This is a genomic window from Weissella sp. ESL1139, assembly GCF_058506735.1.
Genome location: NZ_CP196375.1, coordinates 650,385 through 671,130, shown reverse-complemented (window position 1 = coordinate 671,130; position 20,746 = coordinate 650,385). Strand labels below are relative to the sequence as shown.

The 20,746-nt window shown below is 37.7% G+C and carries 16 protein-coding genes and 1 riboswitch; of the genes, 3 read left to right on the top strand and 13 right to left on the bottom strand.

Annotated elements, in window-relative coordinates:
- The first annotated feature begins 46 nt into the window (after positions 1 to 46).
- Positions 47 to 1,828, top strand: coding sequence for a translation elongation factor 4 (gene lepA, locus ACSYSF_RS03075; protein WP_489868259.1), 1,782 nt, complete (start codon positions 47 to 49; stop codon positions 1,826 to 1,828).
- A gap of 58 nt (positions 1,829 to 1,886) precedes the next feature.
- Here lepA and ACSYSF_RS03070 read toward each other — a convergent pair whose 3' ends face one another.
- From ACSYSF_RS03070 to ACSYSF_RS03040, 7 genes are all read right to left on the bottom strand, one after another.
- Positions 1,887 to 2,387, bottom strand: coding sequence for a QueT transporter family protein (locus tag ACSYSF_RS03070; RefSeq protein ID WP_489868258.1), 501 nt, complete (start codon positions 2,385 to 2,387; stop codon positions 1,887 to 1,889).
- Positions 2,388 to 2,392: 5 nt separating this feature from the next.
- A riboswitch (PreQ1 riboswitch) is annotated at positions 2,393 to 2,437 on the bottom strand.
- Positions 2,438 to 2,568: 131 nt separating this feature from the next.
- Positions 2,569 to 3,900 (bottom strand): dihydrolipoyl dehydrogenase family protein, encoded by a 1,332-nt coding sequence (locus ACSYSF_RS03065; protein ID WP_489868257.1) that lies wholly within the window; start codon positions 3,898 to 3,900, stop codon positions 2,569 to 2,571.
- 129 nt (positions 3,901 to 4,029) lie between these two features.
- Positions 4,030 to 4,602: a TetR/AcrR family transcriptional regulator gene (locus ACSYSF_RS03060; RefSeq protein WP_489868256.1), complete on the bottom strand. Its 573-nt coding sequence runs from the start codon at positions 4,600 to 4,602 to the stop codon at positions 4,030 to 4,032.
- Positions 4,603 to 4,938: 336 nt separating this feature from the next.
- On the bottom strand, positions 4,939 to 6,444 hold the full coding sequence (locus ACSYSF_RS03055; RefSeq protein ID WP_489868255.1) for a UDP-glucose--hexose-1-phosphate uridylyltransferase: 1,506 nt from the start codon (positions 6,442 to 6,444) through the stop codon (positions 4,939 to 4,941).
- 19 nt (positions 6,445 to 6,463) lie between these two features.
- Entirely contained in the window at positions 6,464 to 7,630 is a 1,167-nt protein-coding gene (locus ACSYSF_RS03050) for a galactokinase (protein WP_489868254.1), read from the bottom strand.
- A 23-nt stretch (positions 7,631 to 7,653) separates the two neighbouring features.
- Positions 7,654 to 9,075, bottom strand: a complete 1,422-nt coding sequence (locus tag ACSYSF_RS03045; protein ID WP_489868253.1) for a glycoside-pentoside-hexuronide (GPH):cation symporter — start codon at positions 9,073 to 9,075, stop codon at positions 7,654 to 7,656.
- A 141-nt stretch (positions 9,076 to 9,216) separates the two neighbouring features.
- Positions 9,217 to 10,032 carry an AraC family transcriptional regulator gene (locus tag ACSYSF_RS03040; RefSeq protein ID WP_489868252.1) on the bottom strand — a complete coding sequence of 272 codons (816 nt, stop codon included), beginning with the start codon at positions 10,030 to 10,032 and terminating at the stop codon, positions 9,217 to 9,219.
- A gap of 196 nt (positions 10,033 to 10,228) precedes the next feature.
- On the opposite strand from ACSYSF_RS03040, the gene ACSYSF_RS03035 reads away from it, so the two are divergent.
- Entirely contained in the window at positions 10,229 to 10,885 is a 657-nt protein-coding gene (locus tag ACSYSF_RS03035) for an NAD(P)H-binding protein (protein WP_489868251.1), read from the top strand.
- A gap of 77 nt (positions 10,886 to 10,962) precedes the next feature.
- Here the strand turns inward: ACSYSF_RS03035 and ACSYSF_RS03030 are convergent, their stop codons facing one another.
- Together ACSYSF_RS03030 and ACSYSF_RS03025 are read right to left on the bottom strand one after the other, a co-directional pair.
- Positions 10,963 to 12,069 (bottom strand): SLC13 family permease, encoded by a 1,107-nt coding sequence (locus tag ACSYSF_RS03030; RefSeq protein ID WP_489868250.1) that lies wholly within the window; start codon positions 12,067 to 12,069, stop codon positions 10,963 to 10,965.
- A gap of 251 nt (positions 12,070 to 12,320) precedes the next feature.
- Positions 12,321 to 16,202, bottom strand: coding sequence for a mucin-binding protein (locus ACSYSF_RS03025; RefSeq protein WP_489868249.1), 3,882 nt, complete (start codon positions 16,200 to 16,202; stop codon positions 12,321 to 12,323).
- A gap of 315 nt (positions 16,203 to 16,517) precedes the next feature.
- On the opposite strand from ACSYSF_RS03025, the gene ACSYSF_RS03020 reads away from it, so the two are divergent.
- Positions 16,518 to 17,957, top strand: coding sequence for a helix-turn-helix domain-containing protein (locus ACSYSF_RS03020; RefSeq protein ID WP_491737243.1), 1,440 nt, complete (start codon positions 16,518 to 16,520; stop codon positions 17,955 to 17,957).
- Between the two features lie 71 nt (positions 17,958 to 18,028).
- Here ACSYSF_RS03020 and ACSYSF_RS03015 read toward each other — a convergent pair whose 3' ends face one another.
- The 4 genes from ACSYSF_RS03015 to ACSYSF_RS03000 form a co-directional block, all read right to left on the bottom strand.
- Entirely contained in the window at positions 18,029 to 19,228 is a 1,200-nt protein-coding gene (locus ACSYSF_RS03015; RefSeq protein WP_489868248.1) for a class I SAM-dependent methyltransferase, read from the bottom strand.
- A 145-nt stretch (positions 19,229 to 19,373) separates the two neighbouring features.
- Positions 19,374 to 19,643, bottom strand: coding sequence for a 30S ribosomal protein S14 (rpsN, locus tag ACSYSF_RS03010; RefSeq protein ID WP_489868247.1), 270 nt, complete (start codon positions 19,641 to 19,643; stop codon positions 19,374 to 19,376).
- 2 nt (positions 19,644 to 19,645) lie between these two features.
- Positions 19,646 to 19,795 (bottom strand): 50S ribosomal protein L33, encoded by a 150-nt coding sequence (rpmG, locus tag ACSYSF_RS03005; protein ID WP_002827335.1) that lies wholly within the window; start codon positions 19,793 to 19,795, stop codon positions 19,646 to 19,648.
- 183 nt (positions 19,796 to 19,978) lie between these two features.
- Positions 19,979 to 20,611 (bottom strand): hypothetical protein, encoded by a 633-nt coding sequence (locus ACSYSF_RS03000; protein ID WP_489868246.1) that lies wholly within the window; start codon positions 20,609 to 20,611, stop codon positions 19,979 to 19,981.
- Positions 20,612 to 20,746: the final 135 nt, after the last annotated feature.

Here is a 20,746-nt window from a genome sequence, read left to right as displayed (position 1 = left end):
ACTGGAAAATGGTATAATATGAGCACATTATTCTTAAGGAGTTAAAATGTCTACACGTCAAAAATATATTCGCAATTTTGCGATTGTTGCTCACATTGATCATGGCAAGTCGACCCTCGCTGATCGTATTATGGAAATGACTAACACCATTTCTGAACGTGAAGCTGAAGATCAATTACTTGATGACTTAAGTGTTGAAAAGGCTCACGGTGTCACAGTTAAATCACGTACCGTCCGTAATTACTATATTGATGAAAATGGCGATGAATATCAATACAACTTAATTGATACCCCAGGTCACGTTGATTTTAATTATGAAGTCTCGCGTAGTTTATCGGCTACCGATGGTGTCTTGCTACTAGTTGATGCCACAAAAGGTGTGCAAGCACAAACGGTTGCTAATTACCGTTTAGCTAAAGAAGCTAATTTGGTCATTATTCCAATTGTTAATAAAATTGATACTGCTGCCGCCGAAGTTGAAGATACGATTGCCCAACTAGGTGATTTAGATGAGTCTTTCACCCCTGACCGCATTTTAAAGATTTCAGCTAAGAGTGGTTTGCACGTTGATACAGTCCTAACTGCTATTCGTGACCAAATCCCGGCGCCAATTGGTGATGAAGACGCGGCTTTAAAAGCACTAGTATTTGATTCAAAGTTTGATCCTTATAAAGGTGTAATTGTGCAAGCTCGTCTATTTGATGGTACTTTGCAAAATAATGATCAAATCTTATTCATGGCCAACCAAATTAAATCTGGTATCAAAGAAATGGGTGTTTTTGCCCCTTTAATGACCCCAGTTAAACAACTAAAAGCTGGAGATGTTGGTTTTATCGTCACTGGTATTAAAGATCCTGAAGCTGTCAAAGTTGGTGATACTATTACCCTTGCCAAGCATCCCGTTGAACAGGCTTTGCCTGGTTATCAAGAAGTTGAACCAATGGTTTATGCTGGTTTGTATCCACGTGGTAGTGAATTTAAAGATTTGAAAGTTGGGATTGAAAAGCTAGCCTTAAATGATGCCGCCTTCCAATATGAACCAGAACAATCTGAAGCACTTGGCATGGGCTTCCGTGGTGGCTTTTTAGGTATTTTCCATTTGCAAATCATTCGTGAACGTCTACAGCAAGAATTTGGTTTAGATGTCTTAACCACTATGCCAAATTCTACTTACCGTGTGACAGTTAAAAATCAAGATGAACCAATTTATGTCGAGAATCCAACACAATTCCCTGACTATGGTCAAATTATTAAGGTTGAAGAACCTTATATGTTGGCCAAAATGACAATGCCCAATGAAATGCTCAACGATGTTATGCGTTTAGCTGAAGGTCGTCGTGGCGAATTAATTGATTTAGAAACCATTGGTGCCATGTTACTAGTAACATATCGTATGCCAATTTCAGAGATTGCTTATGACTTCTTCAATGAATTGAAGTCAGTCTCTCATGGTTTCGCAACCTTATCAACAACTTTTGATCAATACCAATACTCTGATTTAGTACGTATTGATATTGCCATTGATTACGCTAAAATTGATGCCCTTACTTTTGTTACACATCGTTTAAAGGCAACACGCATGGGAATTGAATTAGTTGATAAACTAAAGGATTTGATTCCACGTAAATTGCAAGCAATGCCTGTTCAAGCCATTATTGAAGGACGCGCTGTTGCCCGGGCCGATGTACCGCCGCTTCGTAAAGCACAAGCTTCCGGTGCTAAGGTATCTAAAAAGCAACAACAATTACGACGCCAAGGTCTTAAAAAGAGTAATATTGAATTACCACAATCGGTGTTCGATGCCATTCTAGAAATGAATAGTAATTAATAACTAGCAAAAAAGGAACTTAACTGATGTAAAATCAGAAAAGTTCCTTTTTTTGTTACTATTTTTCTAAATCAATCGTTCGACTAATGATATAAACAATAATCGCCCCGATGATCAATGCTGCAAACTCACCCAAAGCTGTCCAAGCATATGTTGCCCAGAATGGTACTTTAGCTAAGTAATATAGCTCTGCCGCAATAATCCACATCATTAATGAATCAACCACTGTACTAATTGCTAAACGTGCCACAATACTTTTAACACGTTTTGCTAGTATATAAGAAATTGATAACATCAAAAATGTCTGTAAGGTTCCGACAATCATATCCACAATACCATATGGTGACCATATGTTAGCAATAAAGACCCCTAAGGTAATTGCCACAATATAACGTTTATTAAACACTGCTAAGTGATTAAAGGCTTCTGAAAACCGTAATTGAACAGGCCCATACGAAGCAAACGGTAATGCAACGGTCGCAACGACATATAATGCAGCAATAACTGCTGTAATTGCTATGTTTCTTGCTGAACTGATTTGAGAATTTTTAGTATCCATACTTTCTACTCCTAGTTTTTTTAAGTGGGATGGTTACGAACCACTGATATTAAAGCTATCACTATCACTTCAAAATGGCAAGCATGATTGTCATTCAACAAGCAATAAAAAAGACTGCGCAATCTGCACATGTCAGATTTGCACAATCTTCTAAAGTCATTATTAGCAAACGACCGTTATTTTATAATTGACCCCAAGCTTGTGAAGCAATTGATGGGAACAAGTAAACCACACGTTCAAGTTCAGCTGGACCAAACTTGAATTCAATAGCTGGCAACAAAGCGTTGATAACATCATCGGCCTTGTTTGAAACTTCGGTTGCTCCTACTAATTTATAATCTTTATCAAAAATCAATGTATTCTTACCGATTGTTTCCTTGTCCATTTGACGGTACCAATCACCTGCCAAGTCATTTTCAACAACAGTATACTTATCTGGGTTAGCTTCGGCTTCAGCCACGGTTACACCAGCCTTTGCAATACGTGGTGACGTAAAGACAACTGATGGGATAACTGGGTATTCAATAGGTGCCGTTGTTTCACCAGCAAAAGTGTGCATCAAGTAAGTTGTCTCAAAGATAGCTGTTGGCGTTAACTTTGGTTGTGTCTTATCAATCACATCACCAGATGCATAAATGTTCTTAACTGACGTCCGTAGGTGATCATCAACTTCGATACCATTTTCGTTGTACTTAACACCAACTTCTTCCAAACCTAAGTTAGCAACATTAGGATTACGACCAGTTGCATCAAGTACCCAATCAGTATCAACATTCAAATCACTACCGCGAACGACAAGCCCATCAGCACCACCAACGATTGCTTCAACTTCAACATCGCGTACGAACTTAACACCCTTTGATGTCAAATCGTCAATAACCAATTCAACGTATGGTTGGTGGTAAGCACGTAGCGCTTGGTCACCGTGTGTAATCACAGTAACTTCAGCCCCAGCAGCGTTAGCCATTGTTGCAAATTCCATTGCAATGTAACCAGCACCGATAACAGTCACACGTGCTGGCATTTCACTTAGATTCAAGAATTCTTCTGAATCATGTGCTAAATCGGCACCTGGGATATCTAAACGATTTGATTGCAAACCAGTTGAAATAACAATGTTTTCAGCTGTCTTTTCTTCACCGTTTACCTTAACAGTGTGGGCATCAACTAATGTACCGCGACCAAACAAAATATCCACATTTGATGAATCTAGCAAGCCTTGAATAAAATCAGGCAAACCAGCAATCACTTCATGCTTGTGAGCTTGATTAGCTGCCCAGTCGATTTCAACATCACCATTAACGATTCCGTGTACTTCTTCTAAATGACGCTTCAAAGCAACTGGAGAATCCAAAACAATCTTGGCGTTGCAGCCACGATTAGGGCAAGTACCACCAATTAAGTCTTGTTCAACAACAGCTACTTTCTTTCCCTTAGCTGCTAGCGGAACGGCACCATCAAAAGTACCATGACCACTACCGATATATAATACATCATAATCAAATGCTGTCATTTTGTTGTTTCCTCCCGTGGAATTTTGCGAAAAGTTCTCAATAAGTCGACATCTCTTATATCAACTACTACAACTAGTATATAAGAAATTACCAACATTGCATACATTTTAACTTAAAATAATTATTATTTACTTAAAAATAGCGCGCGTTGCCATCGTAATAAACTGTGCAATCTCTTCATCGGTAACCGTTAATTGATTCTGAATACGAGATTGCAACAGCCATTGCATTGGTTGAATAGTTTGCGCCACAATTAAGTCAACACTACCTGTGACCAATTTTTGTTCGCGATACGCTTGTGTAATAATGGCCAATAATTCATTATTCAATAATGTGCCACTATTTTGTAATTCAGCTGGTAAAAATTGTGGATTAGCTAGCATTGCTGCTAAAAATTCAACCTCCCTAACATTATTTCTAAATCGATCAGCATATTGTTGCAACATCATCGCAAACTGTTTTTCAATGGGTAATTGTTCATCTGGTACCGTCATATTGTTAATTAATAAATCTTGCACTTGTTGAAATAATTTACCTAATAAATCAGCTTTATTATCATAATAAACATACGCTGTTGCAACTGATACGCCAGCGCGTTTAGCCATCTTGTTAATACTTAAATTGATAATACCTTGTTCCGCTACTAAGTCTAAAGCAGCATTTGATAGTGCCGCTATTTTATTTTCATCTCGTTGTCTCATACCTTTATTTTAGCTTGTTTTGTCTAAAAAAATAAGAGCAAAGGCCTATTTTTGCATTTGTTTGTTACTTTCTTAATCAAAAAAGAGCGTAAGCAAAAAGAGAGCGAGACAAAAGTCGTTTTGAAGCCGGTGTATAACGTGATTTGCGCTATTTTTGGCCGTAGCAAAGCGAAGGCTAGGAATAGTGTAAATTGCGTTACATTGAGGCTTCAGACTTTTGGAACGCGTTTATGCTATAAAAATTATAGGCTTATAATTCAAATAATTTTAACAAAAAGAGGTTGGAACATTTCCTTTTGTTCCAACCTCTCTGTATTGTCATATATTAATAAATAATTATTCGACACTACTTAAATAATCAATAAATCGTTGTAAACCAGCTTGGCCAGCTTCATCTGACTTAAAGACACCTGCATCTTCAAGTACACGAACAAACACTTTACCAACTTCTTCATGCACAATTTCTGTCACATTACTTGGACTAGCTTGATGCGCATCCTTGATTTCTTGCGCCCACGCACGATGACTTTCAGCAACCTCATCAAGTGTGACGCGATCAATCAAAAAGTCTTCAACTTGCTTTAATTCTTGTAGTAAACGTGCTGGCAAAATTGCCAAGCCCATTACTTCAATTAAACCAATGTTTTCTTGCTTGATATGTTGCACATCAGCGTGGGGATGGAAAATACCCATTGGATAGTCTTCTGAAGTACCGTTATCACGCAAAACCAAATATAATTCATATTTGCCATCTTTAAATTGCGCAATAGGCGTAACTGTATGTTGACGATCACCCTTATCACTGGTTGCATGAATCATCAAAGATTCATCCGAATACTTTTCCCATGCACGACGTAAGAACTCACCAGCAGCCACAACATCAGCAGCATGATCTGCAGATACTCTAAATGCTGTCATTGGCCAGTTCAAGATATCAACGGTCACATCTTCATATTCAGATAGCTTGATAGTTTGCTTAACGTCTGCCTTCATCATTGGGAACTCATGACGTCCCCCTTGATAATGCTCTTGTGACAAAATTGAGCCACCAACAATTGGCAAATCTGCATTTGAACCAACCATATACATTGGGTAGCGCGTCACAATTTGCATTAGACGAGTAAACGTTCGTTGTCCCATTTGCATAGCTTGACGTTTAAAATTAACGAAAATCGCATGCTCTTGGAAATAAGCATATGGTGAATAATGCCAACCCCAAGTTTCACCGCTAAAATTATCGCGAATAAAACGATGCGTCAAACGTGGCGCCGCCGTCACTGTACCAAGATAGCCTTCATTGGTATAATCCAATGCTGTAGGTGGATAACTTGATTTTGGTGCACTGGCAGCTGCCTTGATTTCAGCTGTCGTTTTTTCAGGCTTTGATAAATTAATCGTAATTTCAATATCACCATACTTTGAATTATGAGTGAAAGCAATATTACGGGCAATATCTTTAACCTTAACGTTTTCAACTGATTGACTAACAAAGTAATAATACTGAACAGCTTGTTCAGGGGATGCTTCATATAGTCGTTCAAATTCAGCTGCTAACACATCTGGCGTTGGTGTCACAATGTTTAACAATTGTGTCCGATTAATAGACGCTTGCCAGCCCATTTCAAATTCAGTATCTTGAATAGCAATTAGTTGATCTGCTAAATCACTTAAATTAGTGTCAGTAACGCCAACTAACCCTTGCACCAAACTAGTTGCTCCAATATGCGCCAATACTAAGTTTGCCCGGTACACTACTTCATTATCTGAATATGCATGCATGGCTAATCCCCATGCAACAAAATTTGCTACTGCTTGGCTTTGTTCTTCATTTAATGACTTCATTATGAAATGTTCCGCCTTCCTACAAGGCATGGGTACCATCTACAATATCAGCAACTAAGAATGAAGCTTGGTAACCAATCTTGTCGTTATAAATCTTATCAACAGCTGCGACAAAGTTCTCTGATTCAGACTTAGCAACTAATGCTAATGCACTACCACCAAAGCCTGCACCTGTCATACGAGCACCTAAGACACCAGGTTGTGCCATTGCAGCATCAACCAGCGTATCCAATTCAACACCAGTAACTTCATAGTCGTCACGTAATGAATTGTGTGAGGCTGTTAGCAATTCACCAAAACGCTTCATATCATGATCTGCTAAGGCCGCCTTAGCCAAGACAGTACGCTCATTTTCAGTTACGGCATGACGTGCACGACGTTGATTAACAGGACTAGTAATATGATCAGCAATCTTTTCAAATTCTTCAGAAGTTAATTCACCAAGTGCTTTAATATCAGCAACTGATTGCAATTCTTCCAGAGCTTTTTGTGTTTCGGCACGACGTTCATTATATTTTGAATCAACCAATTCACGTTTCTTATTGGTCGTCATAATAACTAAGTCATAGTCACCGAAGTCAGCAGGCACCATTTCATATGCCATTGAGTTAGTGTCCAAGAAAATAGCTTGTTTCTCTTGACCAAAGGCGATTGCAAATTGATCCATGATACCAGTTTGAAGACCTAAATAATCATTTTCAACAGCCTGACCAAGCTTTACTAATGACAAAGTATCCATGCCATAGTCAAATAAATCATTTAGCATAACACCAATCAACAACTCTAATGATGCTGAAGATGATAAACCTGAAGCTGTAGGCATATCACCTACGATTGCCAAATTAAAACCACGAGGTACTTCATGACCTAACTTACCCATTTCACTGATAACACCACGAACATACTTTACCCAACTATCGTAGGGACGTAATTCTAAGTCATCTTTAGCAAAGGTAACTAAACCTGCGTCCTTAAAGTTAGCTGAGAAAGCATGGATTTCATCATCATCACGTAATGATACAGCAGCATAAGTTCCAACACTAATTGCAGCTGGGAAAACATGACCACCATTATAATCGGTGTGCTCACCAATTAAGTTCACACGACCTGGTGAGAAAAAGAAATGCTCTGCTTCATGGCCAAAACGACGTTTGAATGATTCACCTAATTCTTTTGTAAGTGTCATAATTTAATCTCCTGTAATTCTAATTAATCTTTTCGTGCCTCTTCTTCACTTAAACGTTGCTCAAGTTCACGAACAATTTGTGCGTGCTTCTTTTCAGTCAAAGTAACCTTGAACCAGTAAATAATAACTGAAATGATAATCAAAACGATTGGAATGTAGAACATAAATAGGTTAAATGATTGCATACCTGAAGCCGTAATATCTTCTGGCTTAGCAGAACCCGTCATTCCAGCCGCAACAGCAGCGATACCAACAATACCATTTGCAAAGGCACCAGCTAACTTGTCAATCAATGGACGTAATGACAACGTAACAGATTCATTACGGATACCCAACTTCCATTGACCATACTCAACTGAGTCAGTGATTGTCATCAAAACAACCAAGAACAAAATTGGATATGGTGAAAAGAACAATGTAATAGCAACTAATACCAATGGCAAACTATTTGATGCAACCAAGAACAATGCATAACCAATCAACATGATGATGGCCCCTGATAGGAAAATTGTTCGACGTGACATGAACTTTGAAATAGTTGGGAAAATTGCAACAGCAACAATTCCTTCAATGGCTGTGAAAATACCAACTAAGTAGAACTTATCACCAGCTCCCATGACATACTTGAAATAGTACAACAACATTGAATTAGTTGAAACGTATGCTAATGCAAATAGGAAGTATGACAAAGCTTGCCACATCAATTGATCATTTTTAACAACGGCAGTAAAGATGGCTTTAATGCCAGCCTTTTCTGTGTTCTTACGAACAATGTTATCTTCTTCTTTTGTTCCCCAAACGGTTAACAAAGCACCAAGATAAGCAACAACAGCAATAACAACAGCAAACCAGAACCATCCGGTCTTAGTTTCAGAATGTGAACCAACAAAAGCTAATGAGAAGAACGTTACTAATGGAATAACAACGATTTGTACACCTTGTTGTCCTAACGTTGAACCAAAACGTGCAATTGTTCCAAAGTTTTCACGCTTACGACTATCTAATGATAGCGCTGGTAGCATTGACCAAAAGGCCACATCCTTAAATGAATAAAAGGCATCCAATGTAATAAACACAATTCCAAATAGAATAATGTAAAGTACGGGATGACTAACATTCAAGCCACCGAAATCAGTAAAGATAACAATCAATAGCACTGAACTAATCAAGCCGGCAACAACCAACCAAGGCTTGAACTTACCCCAATGCGTACGTGTGTTATCAACAATTCCACCAATAACGGGATCGAAAATGATTTCTACCACACGTAGTGTAACAATTAACCCTGTTACCCAGCCAATCATCTTATCATTAAAACCTGCATCTGAGGTATTAAACAACTGACTCGTAACGAACATCATAAAGTACGTACTTAACGTAGCGTAAAATGCATCATGACCAAAGGCCCCTGCTGCATATGACAAATATTGCTTTGCCTGTTTCATAATAAAAATTCCTCCAAAGCACATTTATATGTGCATAACTTACATTAATAATAATAAAGCGCTTTCAAGTTTATATTTGGGCAAATTTAACCAAAAAAAAGGACATATCGAAACTGCCCTAAAAATTTGCTATTAATTTTATTAAGTTTGCCACTTTCTAAAGTTTAGCGGGGTCACACCTGTCTTCCTTTTAAATACCCGACTAAAGTATGCTGCATCACCAAAACCACTTTCATTAGCGACAGCCACAACACGTAAATGCTTTTGCGAAACTAATAATTTTTTCGCATGATTAATTCTAATTTGTAATAAATATTCTTGTGGACTTAAATTAATAATTTTTTGAAAAACACGATCTAAATACTGTGGCGTTACACTAACATATTTCGCAACTTCGGCAATTGTCACATGGTCAACTAAATGGTCAGCCATATAGTCCATTGCGGGTTTAACATACCGTTTAAAATCAGGATGATCAACATTAACATGATTCAATTCTTCATTACCTAGTGAGAGCAATAAATAATATGACAAAGCAGAAACCCACTCTTTATTGACTGGCTGGTTAGCTAAACTTTTTATAATTGTTTCAACCTGCTCAGTAAATTTAGCGCCCCTTTCAGGCGGAATATACACATATTCACGGTTCATCATTTGATTATTAAAGTCTTCAGCAAACTTCCCCTGGAAAGTCACGAAAATAACTTCCCATTTTTCATGATCATTGGCCGTTTCATAGCGATGCGGTACACCTGGTGACACTAAAACACCGGCCCCGGCTGGTAAAACAAAATGTTTATTACCAACCCAGAAGTTACCAACGCCCTTTTGTGTCTGCAACCAATGAAAATGTGGGAAACCTTGATATCTAATAATTTGATCTTGTTGCCACTCAGCTCCGATATGCTCAACGGTCACCGGAAATTCTTGGCCATCTAGATTAAAATATGCTCGCATAATTTCTCTCACTTCTCTTTTAATTTTTAGCATATTAATTTCTAATTGTGGTTTTTAAAATTACAAACATTAGCTACATGCACTATTTTAGACTATTAAATATTATTTGCCTAATTAATATAGGATAAGATTGCTTTTTCAAAGATTTACTTATAAAATGTAATTAAACATGAAGTCAATTATAGGAGGTCTTTTTATGACTAAAGTTGGTATTATTGGTGCAACTGGTATGGCCGGAGCAGCTACTTTCAAGGCAGCTACTGCAGCTGGACTAGATGTCACTGCTATCGTTCGTAATGCTGATAAAGCAAAAGAAACACTTGGTGCGGACATCGCATTAATTGAAAAAGATGCTTTCTCATTGACAAATGCAGATTTGGAACAATTTGACGTTGTTGTCAATGCATTTGCAACAGCACCCGAACAAGCTTATCTACACACTGATTTGGCAGCTCACTTAGTTGCTGAGTTACGTGGCACTGATTCACCACGTGTTATCTTTATCCTAGGTGCTGGTAGCACATTTGTTGGCACTGGTGATGACCGTCACTACGCTTATGAGGATATCAAAGCCGACCCAGCTAATGCTGCTTGGCAAGCTATCCCTGAAAATCAATTATACGAATTTAACTTCCTAACTGATGTTAAAAATGTTAACTGGGTTGGTATGTCACCTGGCCAATTATTCGTTCCTGGTGAACTCGCTGATAAGATTCTTTATGGTGAAGATGACATGTTGTTTGATGCCGATGGTAATTCACAAACAACTAGTGATACCATGGCTAAAGCAATTGTCGATGAAATTAAGACACCTACTCACAAGCAAGATCGTTTCATTGTGACAAACGGCTAATTTAAATTAATATAATAAAAAAGTCAGGCAGAAAAAATTTGGCCTGACTTTTTATTTGTAATTTAATTGAATGACTATTAATTTATGACCAACAAACCCAAACCAAATATGACGAAAACAGCCAAAAACATTAAATTAATAACCATTAACCTAATTGGAAATTTTCCTGAAGAATAACCAGTTTGTTGCTGATATTGACGCCATGCTAGTAAATTAGCTAATGATGCAATAATGGTTCCTAAACCACCAATTGACACACCTAAATAGATTGCGTATGCCCGATTTGTAAACTTACTCAACAATACGGCTGCCGGTACATTACTAATAAATTGACTTAATACAACTCCCGAAAAGAATGATCCTAAATTACTTACAGTCAATTGTCTAAATAATGATACCACCATAGGCATTCTACTTAATGCCCCGACAATTAAGAATAATTCGATGAATAAAATAATGATACCATAATCAACTGTTGCAAAATTCTTATAATTAATAATCAATGTTAGACCGACACTAACAATTAGTGATACCCAAATTGGTATGACGTGCAACAGCCCCGCTAATACGATGACACTACCCATTAATAAAATTATTGTTTGTTTCTTTCTAATTTGGGGCGTCTCTAATTTTAATTGATCTAATGGTTCTGATCTAAATATATAACTACTTAACACAACACAAACAAGACTAATAAGCCCCAATGATAATGACATTGCCATAAATTTACCAAAGCCTAAATGATAGTAGTTTGTTAGAAAAATGTTTTGTGGATTTCCAAACGGTGTTACCGAACTACCCAAATTGGCAAAAACTGTAAATATAATGATTGATAGCATTGGTTTAATGTTAATCTTTTGGGCAATGACGATAAATATTGGAATAAACGTGATGATTGCAACGTCATTGGTTAAAAACATAGCACTAAAGAACACTAATAGAAATACAACCAATTGTACTTGCCTTGTCGTATGGCACTTCTGAATAATTGTTATTGCAATGTATTTTAGCAGTCCCTCTTTTTCGTATAACCCAATTAAAATCATCAATGACAATAATGACCCAATTGTTTGAAAGTCTATGTCCTGGATACTAATGGATCCAATAAACATCATGAGTATTAATAAAATTGTTGTGACCCACAAAGTACGGTCATTTATAATTTTTGAAATAAATCCTGGCATGCGTCAAATCCCTTATTACTTGAATGAATTTATCTATAGGTACTCAAAATTATTGAATATATTATGTTGTCTACCTATATAATATATAAATTTTATCACAATATGGTTCTTGGCATGTCAATTATCGCATTACTAAATTTCGTCATATAAAAAAGACGACAAATTATCACATCTATTTGCAAAAATTTGTCGTCTAAAAACATAGACTATTTAGTTATATTTTTTAGCAATGTTCATCAATTTAAAACATATCAGTTATTTTTGTCATCAGACTTTTTCTTTGCGCCTAAGCCAAGTAATCCTAGCAAAGCACTAAATACTGTTAACAATGATAGACTAACTGTCTTATTATCTTGAGCATCATCCACACCAGTTTGTGGCAAGACATTCTTATTCGTATTATCTTTAGCACTCACTTGATACTTGCCTGCTACAGCTTTATCTGTAGTGGTTGTTTCTTGAACATCTGATTTACCCTCTGATACCAATGGTTCATCATTAGTTAGTGTTTCAACATCTGTTGATACACTAGGTACATCAGTAGTTACTGACGTTTCTGGAGTTTCTGATTCATCGGGTGTTACCGGTGTTTCTGGAACGTTTGATACATCTGGTATATCAGGTTTTGCAGGAACTATAATCTCATTAGCTTCGTAATGCAATGGGGTATCATCACCCGGCTTGGTTGGATCGACTGGGTACGTATCACCTGGGGTGAGTGGGTTACCTTCTGGATCGACCGGCGTATAACCGGGCACATCTGGAATCGTTGGCTCACCTGGCTTCGTTGGATCACTTGGATCATTTGGATATGGCACGGGATCAACTCCTGGCACATCCGGTACTAACGCCCCGAGCTTATGGTAAACCACCGTCACCGTTTGGTCCGCACTATCGGCGGTTACAGTTTGGACAGGTACCTCAGCTTGATCAGCGTAATAACCCTCTTTAACTGGGGTTGGCTTAGCGTCGAACACATTATCGGCGTTAACCGCTTGCCAGTCGGTATAGGTTACTTCACCGGTGACTTCATCAACCACTCCGGTACGGTTGAAACTAACTTGGTCCGTCACATCAGTCGCAACGGCCCCACCATTTTCATCGACATAATGAACCGTTTGGTTCACATCCTGGTGTAAGGCGTCATAATCGGTACCACCTGGCCACTTTGGACCATCTGGCTCATCCGGATCAATTGGCTCACCTGGTTGACCGGGTTCATCCGGTGTAATGGTTGTCGTCTTATGTTGCAACGTGACGGTGTAATCTTGGCTCACTTCATCATCGTGATCGAAGACCACGCCATCAGCTGGATAATTATCAGATACTAACTCGTATCCTTGCTTATTCAAGGCTGCAATGCGATCAGCCGTCCGGTAATCACTCGTCGTATCACTGGCACCCGTCAACTGATCAACCGTAATGGTCTTACCCGTGGTTGCGTCGACATAGCTAACTGAAGCGTGTTGCTCATTAGCTTCGTAATGCAATGGGGTATCATCACCCGGCTTGGTTGGATCGACTGGGTACGTATCACCTGGGGTGAGTGGGTTACCTTCTGGATCGACTGGCGTATAACCGGGCACATCTGGAATCGTTGGCTCACCTGGCTTCGTTGGATCACTTGGATCATTTGGATATGGCACGGGATCAACTCCTGGCACATCCGGTACTAACGCCCCGAGCTTATGGTAAACCACCGTCACCGTTTGGTCCGCACTATCGGCGGTTACAGTTTGGGCAGGTACCTCAGCTTGATCAGCGTAATAACCCTCTTTAACTGGGGTTGGCTTAGCGTCGAACACATTATCGGCGTTAACCGCTTGCCAGTCGGTATAGGTTACTTCACCGGTGACTTCATCAACCACTCCGGTACGGTTGAAACTAACTTGGTCCGTCACATCAGTCGCAACGGCCCCACCATTTTCATCGACATAATGAACCGTTTGGTTCACATCCTGGTGTAAGGCGTCATAATCGGTACCACCTGGCCACTTTGGACCATCTGGCTCATCCGGATCAATTGGCTCACCTGGTTGACCGGGTTCATCCGGTGTAATGGTTGTCGTCTTATGTTGCAACGTGACGGTGTAATCTTGGCTCACTTCATCATCGTGATCGAAGACCACGCCATCAGCTGGATAATTATCAGATACTAACTCGTATCCTTGCTTATTCAAGGCTGCAATGCGATCAGCCGTCCGGTAATCACTCGTCGTATCACTGGCACCCGTCAACTGATCAACCGTAATGGTCTTACCCGTGGTTGCGTCGACATAGCTAACTGAAGCGTGTTGCTCATTAGCTTCGTAATGCAATGGGGTATCATCACCCGGCTTGGTTGGATCGACTGGGTACGTATCACCTGGGGTGAGTGGGTTACCTTCTGGATCGACTGGCGTATAACCGGGCACATCTGGAATCGTTGGCTCACCTGGCTTCGTTGGATCACTTGGATCATTTGGATATGGCACGGGATCAACTCCTGGCACATCCGGTACTAACGCCCCGAGCTTATGGTAAACATATTGAACATCGTGAGTTTGATCAACATAAGGATTGGCAATTGTAATCCATCCACCAGGATAGCTGAACGCTCTTTCAATACTTTGACCTTTTTGAAGACCATCATGTGTATATAAAACCCTATCACGATAGTCACGTATTTCAGCATTCATTGTTCCTTTACCGTCAACCTCAGTAAAGACTATTTTATATCCATCATGAAAATCTCTTACATACTTATGCCCGACAATTCCAAATTCTGACATTGTACCTGATTCATTTTCAGGGATTTCTAAATAATGACCACTATAATAACCATTTACTAATTTAGGACCACTAGTTGTATACTTTTGACCTGTTAAACCAGTTTGCTGAACTGGTTTAACTTCACGTCCATCAGCATCAACAATATTATTGCCATTTTCATCAACATAAGACACAGTTTGTGTAATCAACTTTGGCACAAAAAAAGTAATTTTATTATATAATTTTCCTGGACTATAACTACCAGCTGCATATTCACGTGACCAAGATGATCTACCGCCTTCAACTAAGCCAGTATAATCATCATTATAAATTCTTACACCATTTCTAAACTCCAAGGATTTCCCTTTTTGTATAGTGCCTTCGTTAACAACGCTTTTAGTACGATTATCAATTAAATAAGCATAGACGACACCTGATCCTTGTCTATCAGTTGATAGTATTATTTGTTCTCGCTTATTTGAACTTAATAAATAATAAAATGAATAATGATCTTCATTAGGATCTAGCCACATATCCTTAGGATAGTCCGGATCATCAAGGGTAGTAGTTTCTGTCTGTTTATTAGTATCCACTAAATCCTTTTTTTCATTAACATTTAAAGAATTCTTGGTGTTTTTTATAACATCGTCTTTCTTATTATTTGTTTCTGTGGCACTTGCGCTTGAAGTTGCTTCACTCGCTACACTACTTGTTTCCACTCTACTTGCACTTGAAGTTGCTTCGCTCGCTACACTAATTGTTTCCACTCTACTTGCACTTGAAGTTGCTTCGCTCGCTGCACTACTTGTTCCTGTGGTACTTGCACTTGAAGTTGCTTCACTCACTACACTACTTGTTCCCGTCGTACTTGCGTTTAAAGTTGCTTCGCTCGCTGCACTACTTGTTCCTGTGGTACTTGCACTTGAAGTTGCTTCGCTGGTTACGCTACTTGTTTCTGTGGTCCTTGCGCTTGAAGTTGCTTCACTCGCTACACTACTTGTTTCCACTCTACTTGCACTTGAAGTTGCTTCGCTCGCTGCACTACTTGTTCCTGTGGTACTTGCACTTGAAGTTGCTTCGCCCGCTGCACTACTTGTTCCTGTGGTACTTGCACTTGAAGTTGCTTCACTCACTACACTACTTGTTCCCGTCGTACTTGCGTTTAAAGTTGCTTCGCTCGCTGCACTACTTGTTCCTGTGGTACTTGCACTTGAAGTTGCTTCGCTGGTTGCGCTAATTGCCTCTGTGGCAGTATTTTGATCGGCATGAACGTCAAAATCAGTATTAATCAGTCCAATACCTAATGACATTGCTGTTAGTCCAGCAAATACCCATTTTTTCCCATCTTTATACATTTTATAATGTATTTTATATTGTCCCATTTTATCTCTCACTTCATTTAAAATTCCCCAATTAGTAATAACTGAGTTGAAACATCTCAAATATTATCTATTAAGAAAGCCTTTACAAAAGAAATGAATTTCACAAAAAATTCTCATCTTTTTCAAATAAACGAAAAAAATGAGAAACTTAATTACTTTTTATTAGTGATAAATTAGACATTACGATGTACAAATTTGAAATCTATAATGTTAATTTATTACATAATGTACCCGTTTTTGATAGATAATATTTGAAAAAGCTTTTCACTTGTACTATTATTCATTTAATATAATTTTAGGGAGATAATTTTATGCTTGACGCATATAAACCTTTTTTTAGACGAGGGACAATATCAAGTAATCAAGTTTTTCGAATACTTTTTTGAAACAAAAAAGTATACGTATTCGATAGAACAACTTCAAAAAGGACTTAATTTAAGTCGATATAAAATTAAAGAAATCATAGCAACTGGTTTAGAGATTACACATGTAATTCCTAATTTAAGGTTAAATGTCGATCAAAACATTGTAACGTGTGAAGACATTGACCAATCAATTCTTCGGCAAATCATTGAATTTGCTGCTAAACATTCTGTCAATTTTAAAATCTTTTTACACATATTTTTAAATCCTCATAACTTATCAGATGAACAATTTCAAGAAAAAATTGGCATAAGTTCTGCAACTTACTTTAGATTAAAGAAACAACTAAAAAACAGTATTGGTATTAAAAACATTCAAAACTTAGTTAAAAATGAATCTGAATTAAGATATTTTACGCTTCGTGTACTTGAATATTTTAACTTTCCTATGAAGGAGCTTAATATACCAGATGATTTTGACGTTAAAATTAATAACACAATTACATATGCATCAATTCTCCTTGGTGTTTCACCAAGTAACAATCAACGAAACCAGACTTGTTATTTTACTTTAATTAATCTTTTAAGAGAAAAGAACAATCATTTTCTTTCAGATGAAAACGATGATCAAATGTTATTTAAAATCAATAACACATCTAATATTAATTTGTTCAATAATCATTTACGTAATAATTGGACAATATTTTCAAATAAACATGATTTATACACACGACTATATATCACATTCTTTGTCACTGTACATCAACTACCAGTCAATAAATTGTCAATATTAGCTCAAGGACAAGATATTATTAATTTAACTGATAATCAGATTCGATTAACAGTTGATAAAATGGATAAAAAAATAGATGTTGAAAAATACACAAATTTCCGTAATCAATTATTGCAAATCAATGCAAAATCAATATCACCATTTCTTATTATTGATTTACTAACTAGACATACATGGTATCCTAATGAAATTGATAAAAATGAGAACATTAAATCATTACGCCACAATTTAATTGAGAATTATATCAACACACCTGGCTTTTTAAATGACAAAGTTGTATTGAATTATATTTATTCACAATATACATTAAATATTGCGAATGAGCTCTTCCCTAATTATTACAGTGGTCCAATTTACATCGCTGTTGATTTTTCACAACAGTTACGTGAAAACTACGTCATTAATCGCTTAATGGCACTATCGCCTTTAGACATTCAGATTGAGAAAAATAAATCACATAAAACAGATATTTTGATTTCTGATACGTATGATCCAGATTTTGTTAATCAATTTACATGGCAAGAGGATCCTGACATTATCGATTGGATAAATCTAAATGAATTTATTCATACTAAACATGTAGAAAAGAATTCTAATTAAAAAATATACAAAAATAGCCGAACAACTACCTTGTAAGATGAGTTGTTCGGCTATTTGTATTCTGTCTATTTTTATTTCTTACTATCACGTGCTGTCATATATGCACGATTCATTGGCAAATCATGGCCAGCAGGACCCTTAGTAATTAAGAATTGCATAACATCGATGTTACCGGCCTCAAATGAAGCGGCACATGCCTGCAAATACAAGTCCCACATACGAGCAAATTGCTCACCATATTCTTTAACAGTTTCATCATAAACTTTATGATAATTTTCTGCCCAGTGCTCTAATGTCTTTTGGTAGTGACGACGTAATGGCTCCAAATCATCTAGTTGCAAACCAGCATCAATAATGTGCGTTAGGTTTTCAACAACATTTGGAATATAACCACCTGGGAAAATATACTTTTCGATAAATGGATCAACACCGGCACCATAATGTTGACCGGTAATTCCATGGATCAAAGCACGGCCATTAGGAACAAGGTCCTTGGCAACATCAGCAAAATACTCTTCCAAGTTATCCTTACCAACATGCTCAAACATACCAACAGAAGTAATGTAATCAAATTGTTGATCAACATCACGGTAGTCCTTCAACATAACATGAACTTTGTCTTCCAAGCCCAATTCCTTAACACGTTGAATCGTGTAAGCATATTGTTCTTCAGAAAGTGTTACACCATATGATTCAAGACCATATTCTTGAGCAGCCGTAATAATCAAAGTTCCCCAACCAGAACCAATGTCTAGCAAAGTCTTGCCTGGCTCACTATTTAACTTATCCAAAATATGACGAACCTTTGCCATTTGGGCTTCTTCAAGTGTCATATCATCACGTGCCCAGTAAGCACATGAATAAGTCATGGTTGAATCCAACCACTTCTTGTAAAAGTCGTTACCAATATCGTAATGGCTTTGAATATCTTCCTTTGATGTTTCTTTATCATGAGATGAAGTAAACTTGCTTAGCAAAGAACCTGTAAAACCACTTTGATCAGTCAAAAAGCTATCAGCTTGGCCATAGGCAGCAGTCACTAACTTTTGAATGCTACCATCGATTTCAATATCGCGGCGCATGTATGCCTCAGCTAATTCTAGCGTTGGTACCTTAGCCATCCGCTTCAAATCAAGCTTCTTATTGAAAGTAACATGAATATCAGGCAAGCCTTCGCCATAAGATTCAGTCTTACCATCCCAATATGTCACCATAATTGGCACATTGAATGCATTTGCTAATAGTTTATTTAAAACCTTCTTTTGTAACATACTTTTAAACCTCACAATAAAATATATATTATTTCCATTGTACGCCACTATGTCAAGCAACGTCTATCTGCTATCCCACTATTTTATCAAATAAAAAAGAACATTCACAGTTGTGAATGTTCTTTCCTGCTTCATGGTAAAAATTTTACCATGAAGCCTTCTTAACACCAGGAATTTGACCCTTGTGAGCCAATTCACGGAAGTTCAAACGTGACATACCGAAATCACGCATGTATGCACGTGGACGACCATCAATCTTGTCACGACGGTGGATACGAACAGGTGAAGCGTTGCGAGGCAACTTTGCCAACCCAGCGTAATCACCAGCAGCCTTTAGTTCGGCACGCTTTGCAGCGTACTTCTCTACAGTTGCTTCAATCTTCATTTCCTTAGCGATCTTTGACTTTTTAGCCATGATTACTTTACCTCCTTGAACACTGTAACACGACGCAACTTTGGAGAATACTTCTTAAGCTCCAAACGGTCTGGTGTGTTACGACGGTTCTTAGAAGTCAAGTAGATACGCTCACCGGTTTCAGCGGCTTCTAATAAAATGTTAATGCGCATTAACATAACTCCTTGAATTTATTTGCGGGGTGCCCCCCACCACTAATTTGAACGACAGGATTAGCTGCATTGGGCTAATCCCCAAGCTTGCGCCGTTACAATATAGCTAGTAAATTACAAATATTTATATTACACACATTTCCGTAAAATAGCAAGTCTTTTGCTTTAAAAAATTTAAATTTTCTAGACTTCTGCTAAACGCATAAAATACCAACTAATAAATCCCATGGCAACTGCAACAATATCATTAGCAACCACATCCATAAAACCATTGACTGGCCAACCTAACAAAGTCACGATGTATGATAGAAAATTAAATAAGATGTACAAAATACCTAACAGCGTCAGGACATTACTCAATGAATCAAAACGATTGCTTTGTGCTGACTTACCAAGTTTAATTAAACTACCACCCAATAATATAATCACCAAACCAAAAACAATATCTCTAAATGAAATAGGTGTCACTGTAATGGCAACGTTTAATGTGACTGGCCATACAAATTGCAAAATGACCCAAGCTAACCAAACAATAGTCACAATCCGTAAATCTCGATCAAATTTTTCCTTTTTTGTTTGCATCGCATATCTAATTAAAGCGATTAAAGTAACTAGGACTAAGATACCTGCGATTAATTCCAACATCCTAAAGCCCCATTCGTATGGTGTCCCTTTAGCTGTCAGCATTGATACTGGGAATGGTCCAACCTTATAAGTTGGCCAGATAAGTGTTCCTAAAACACTTTCTAAAATCAATAAAAGACTACCAACCATCCCCGTTCCGACAATAATCTTTTTCTGCCACCACTGCTGCATTATCTTCTCCTCATTATGTATAAATAAAAAGAGCAAAAAGCTCTAACACCAATATAACGAAAAACGTTTTGAACAGCAAGTTCATTGCATAACGCTTATTAGTCGTATGACTTTTTACTCAATTTATCATTTATA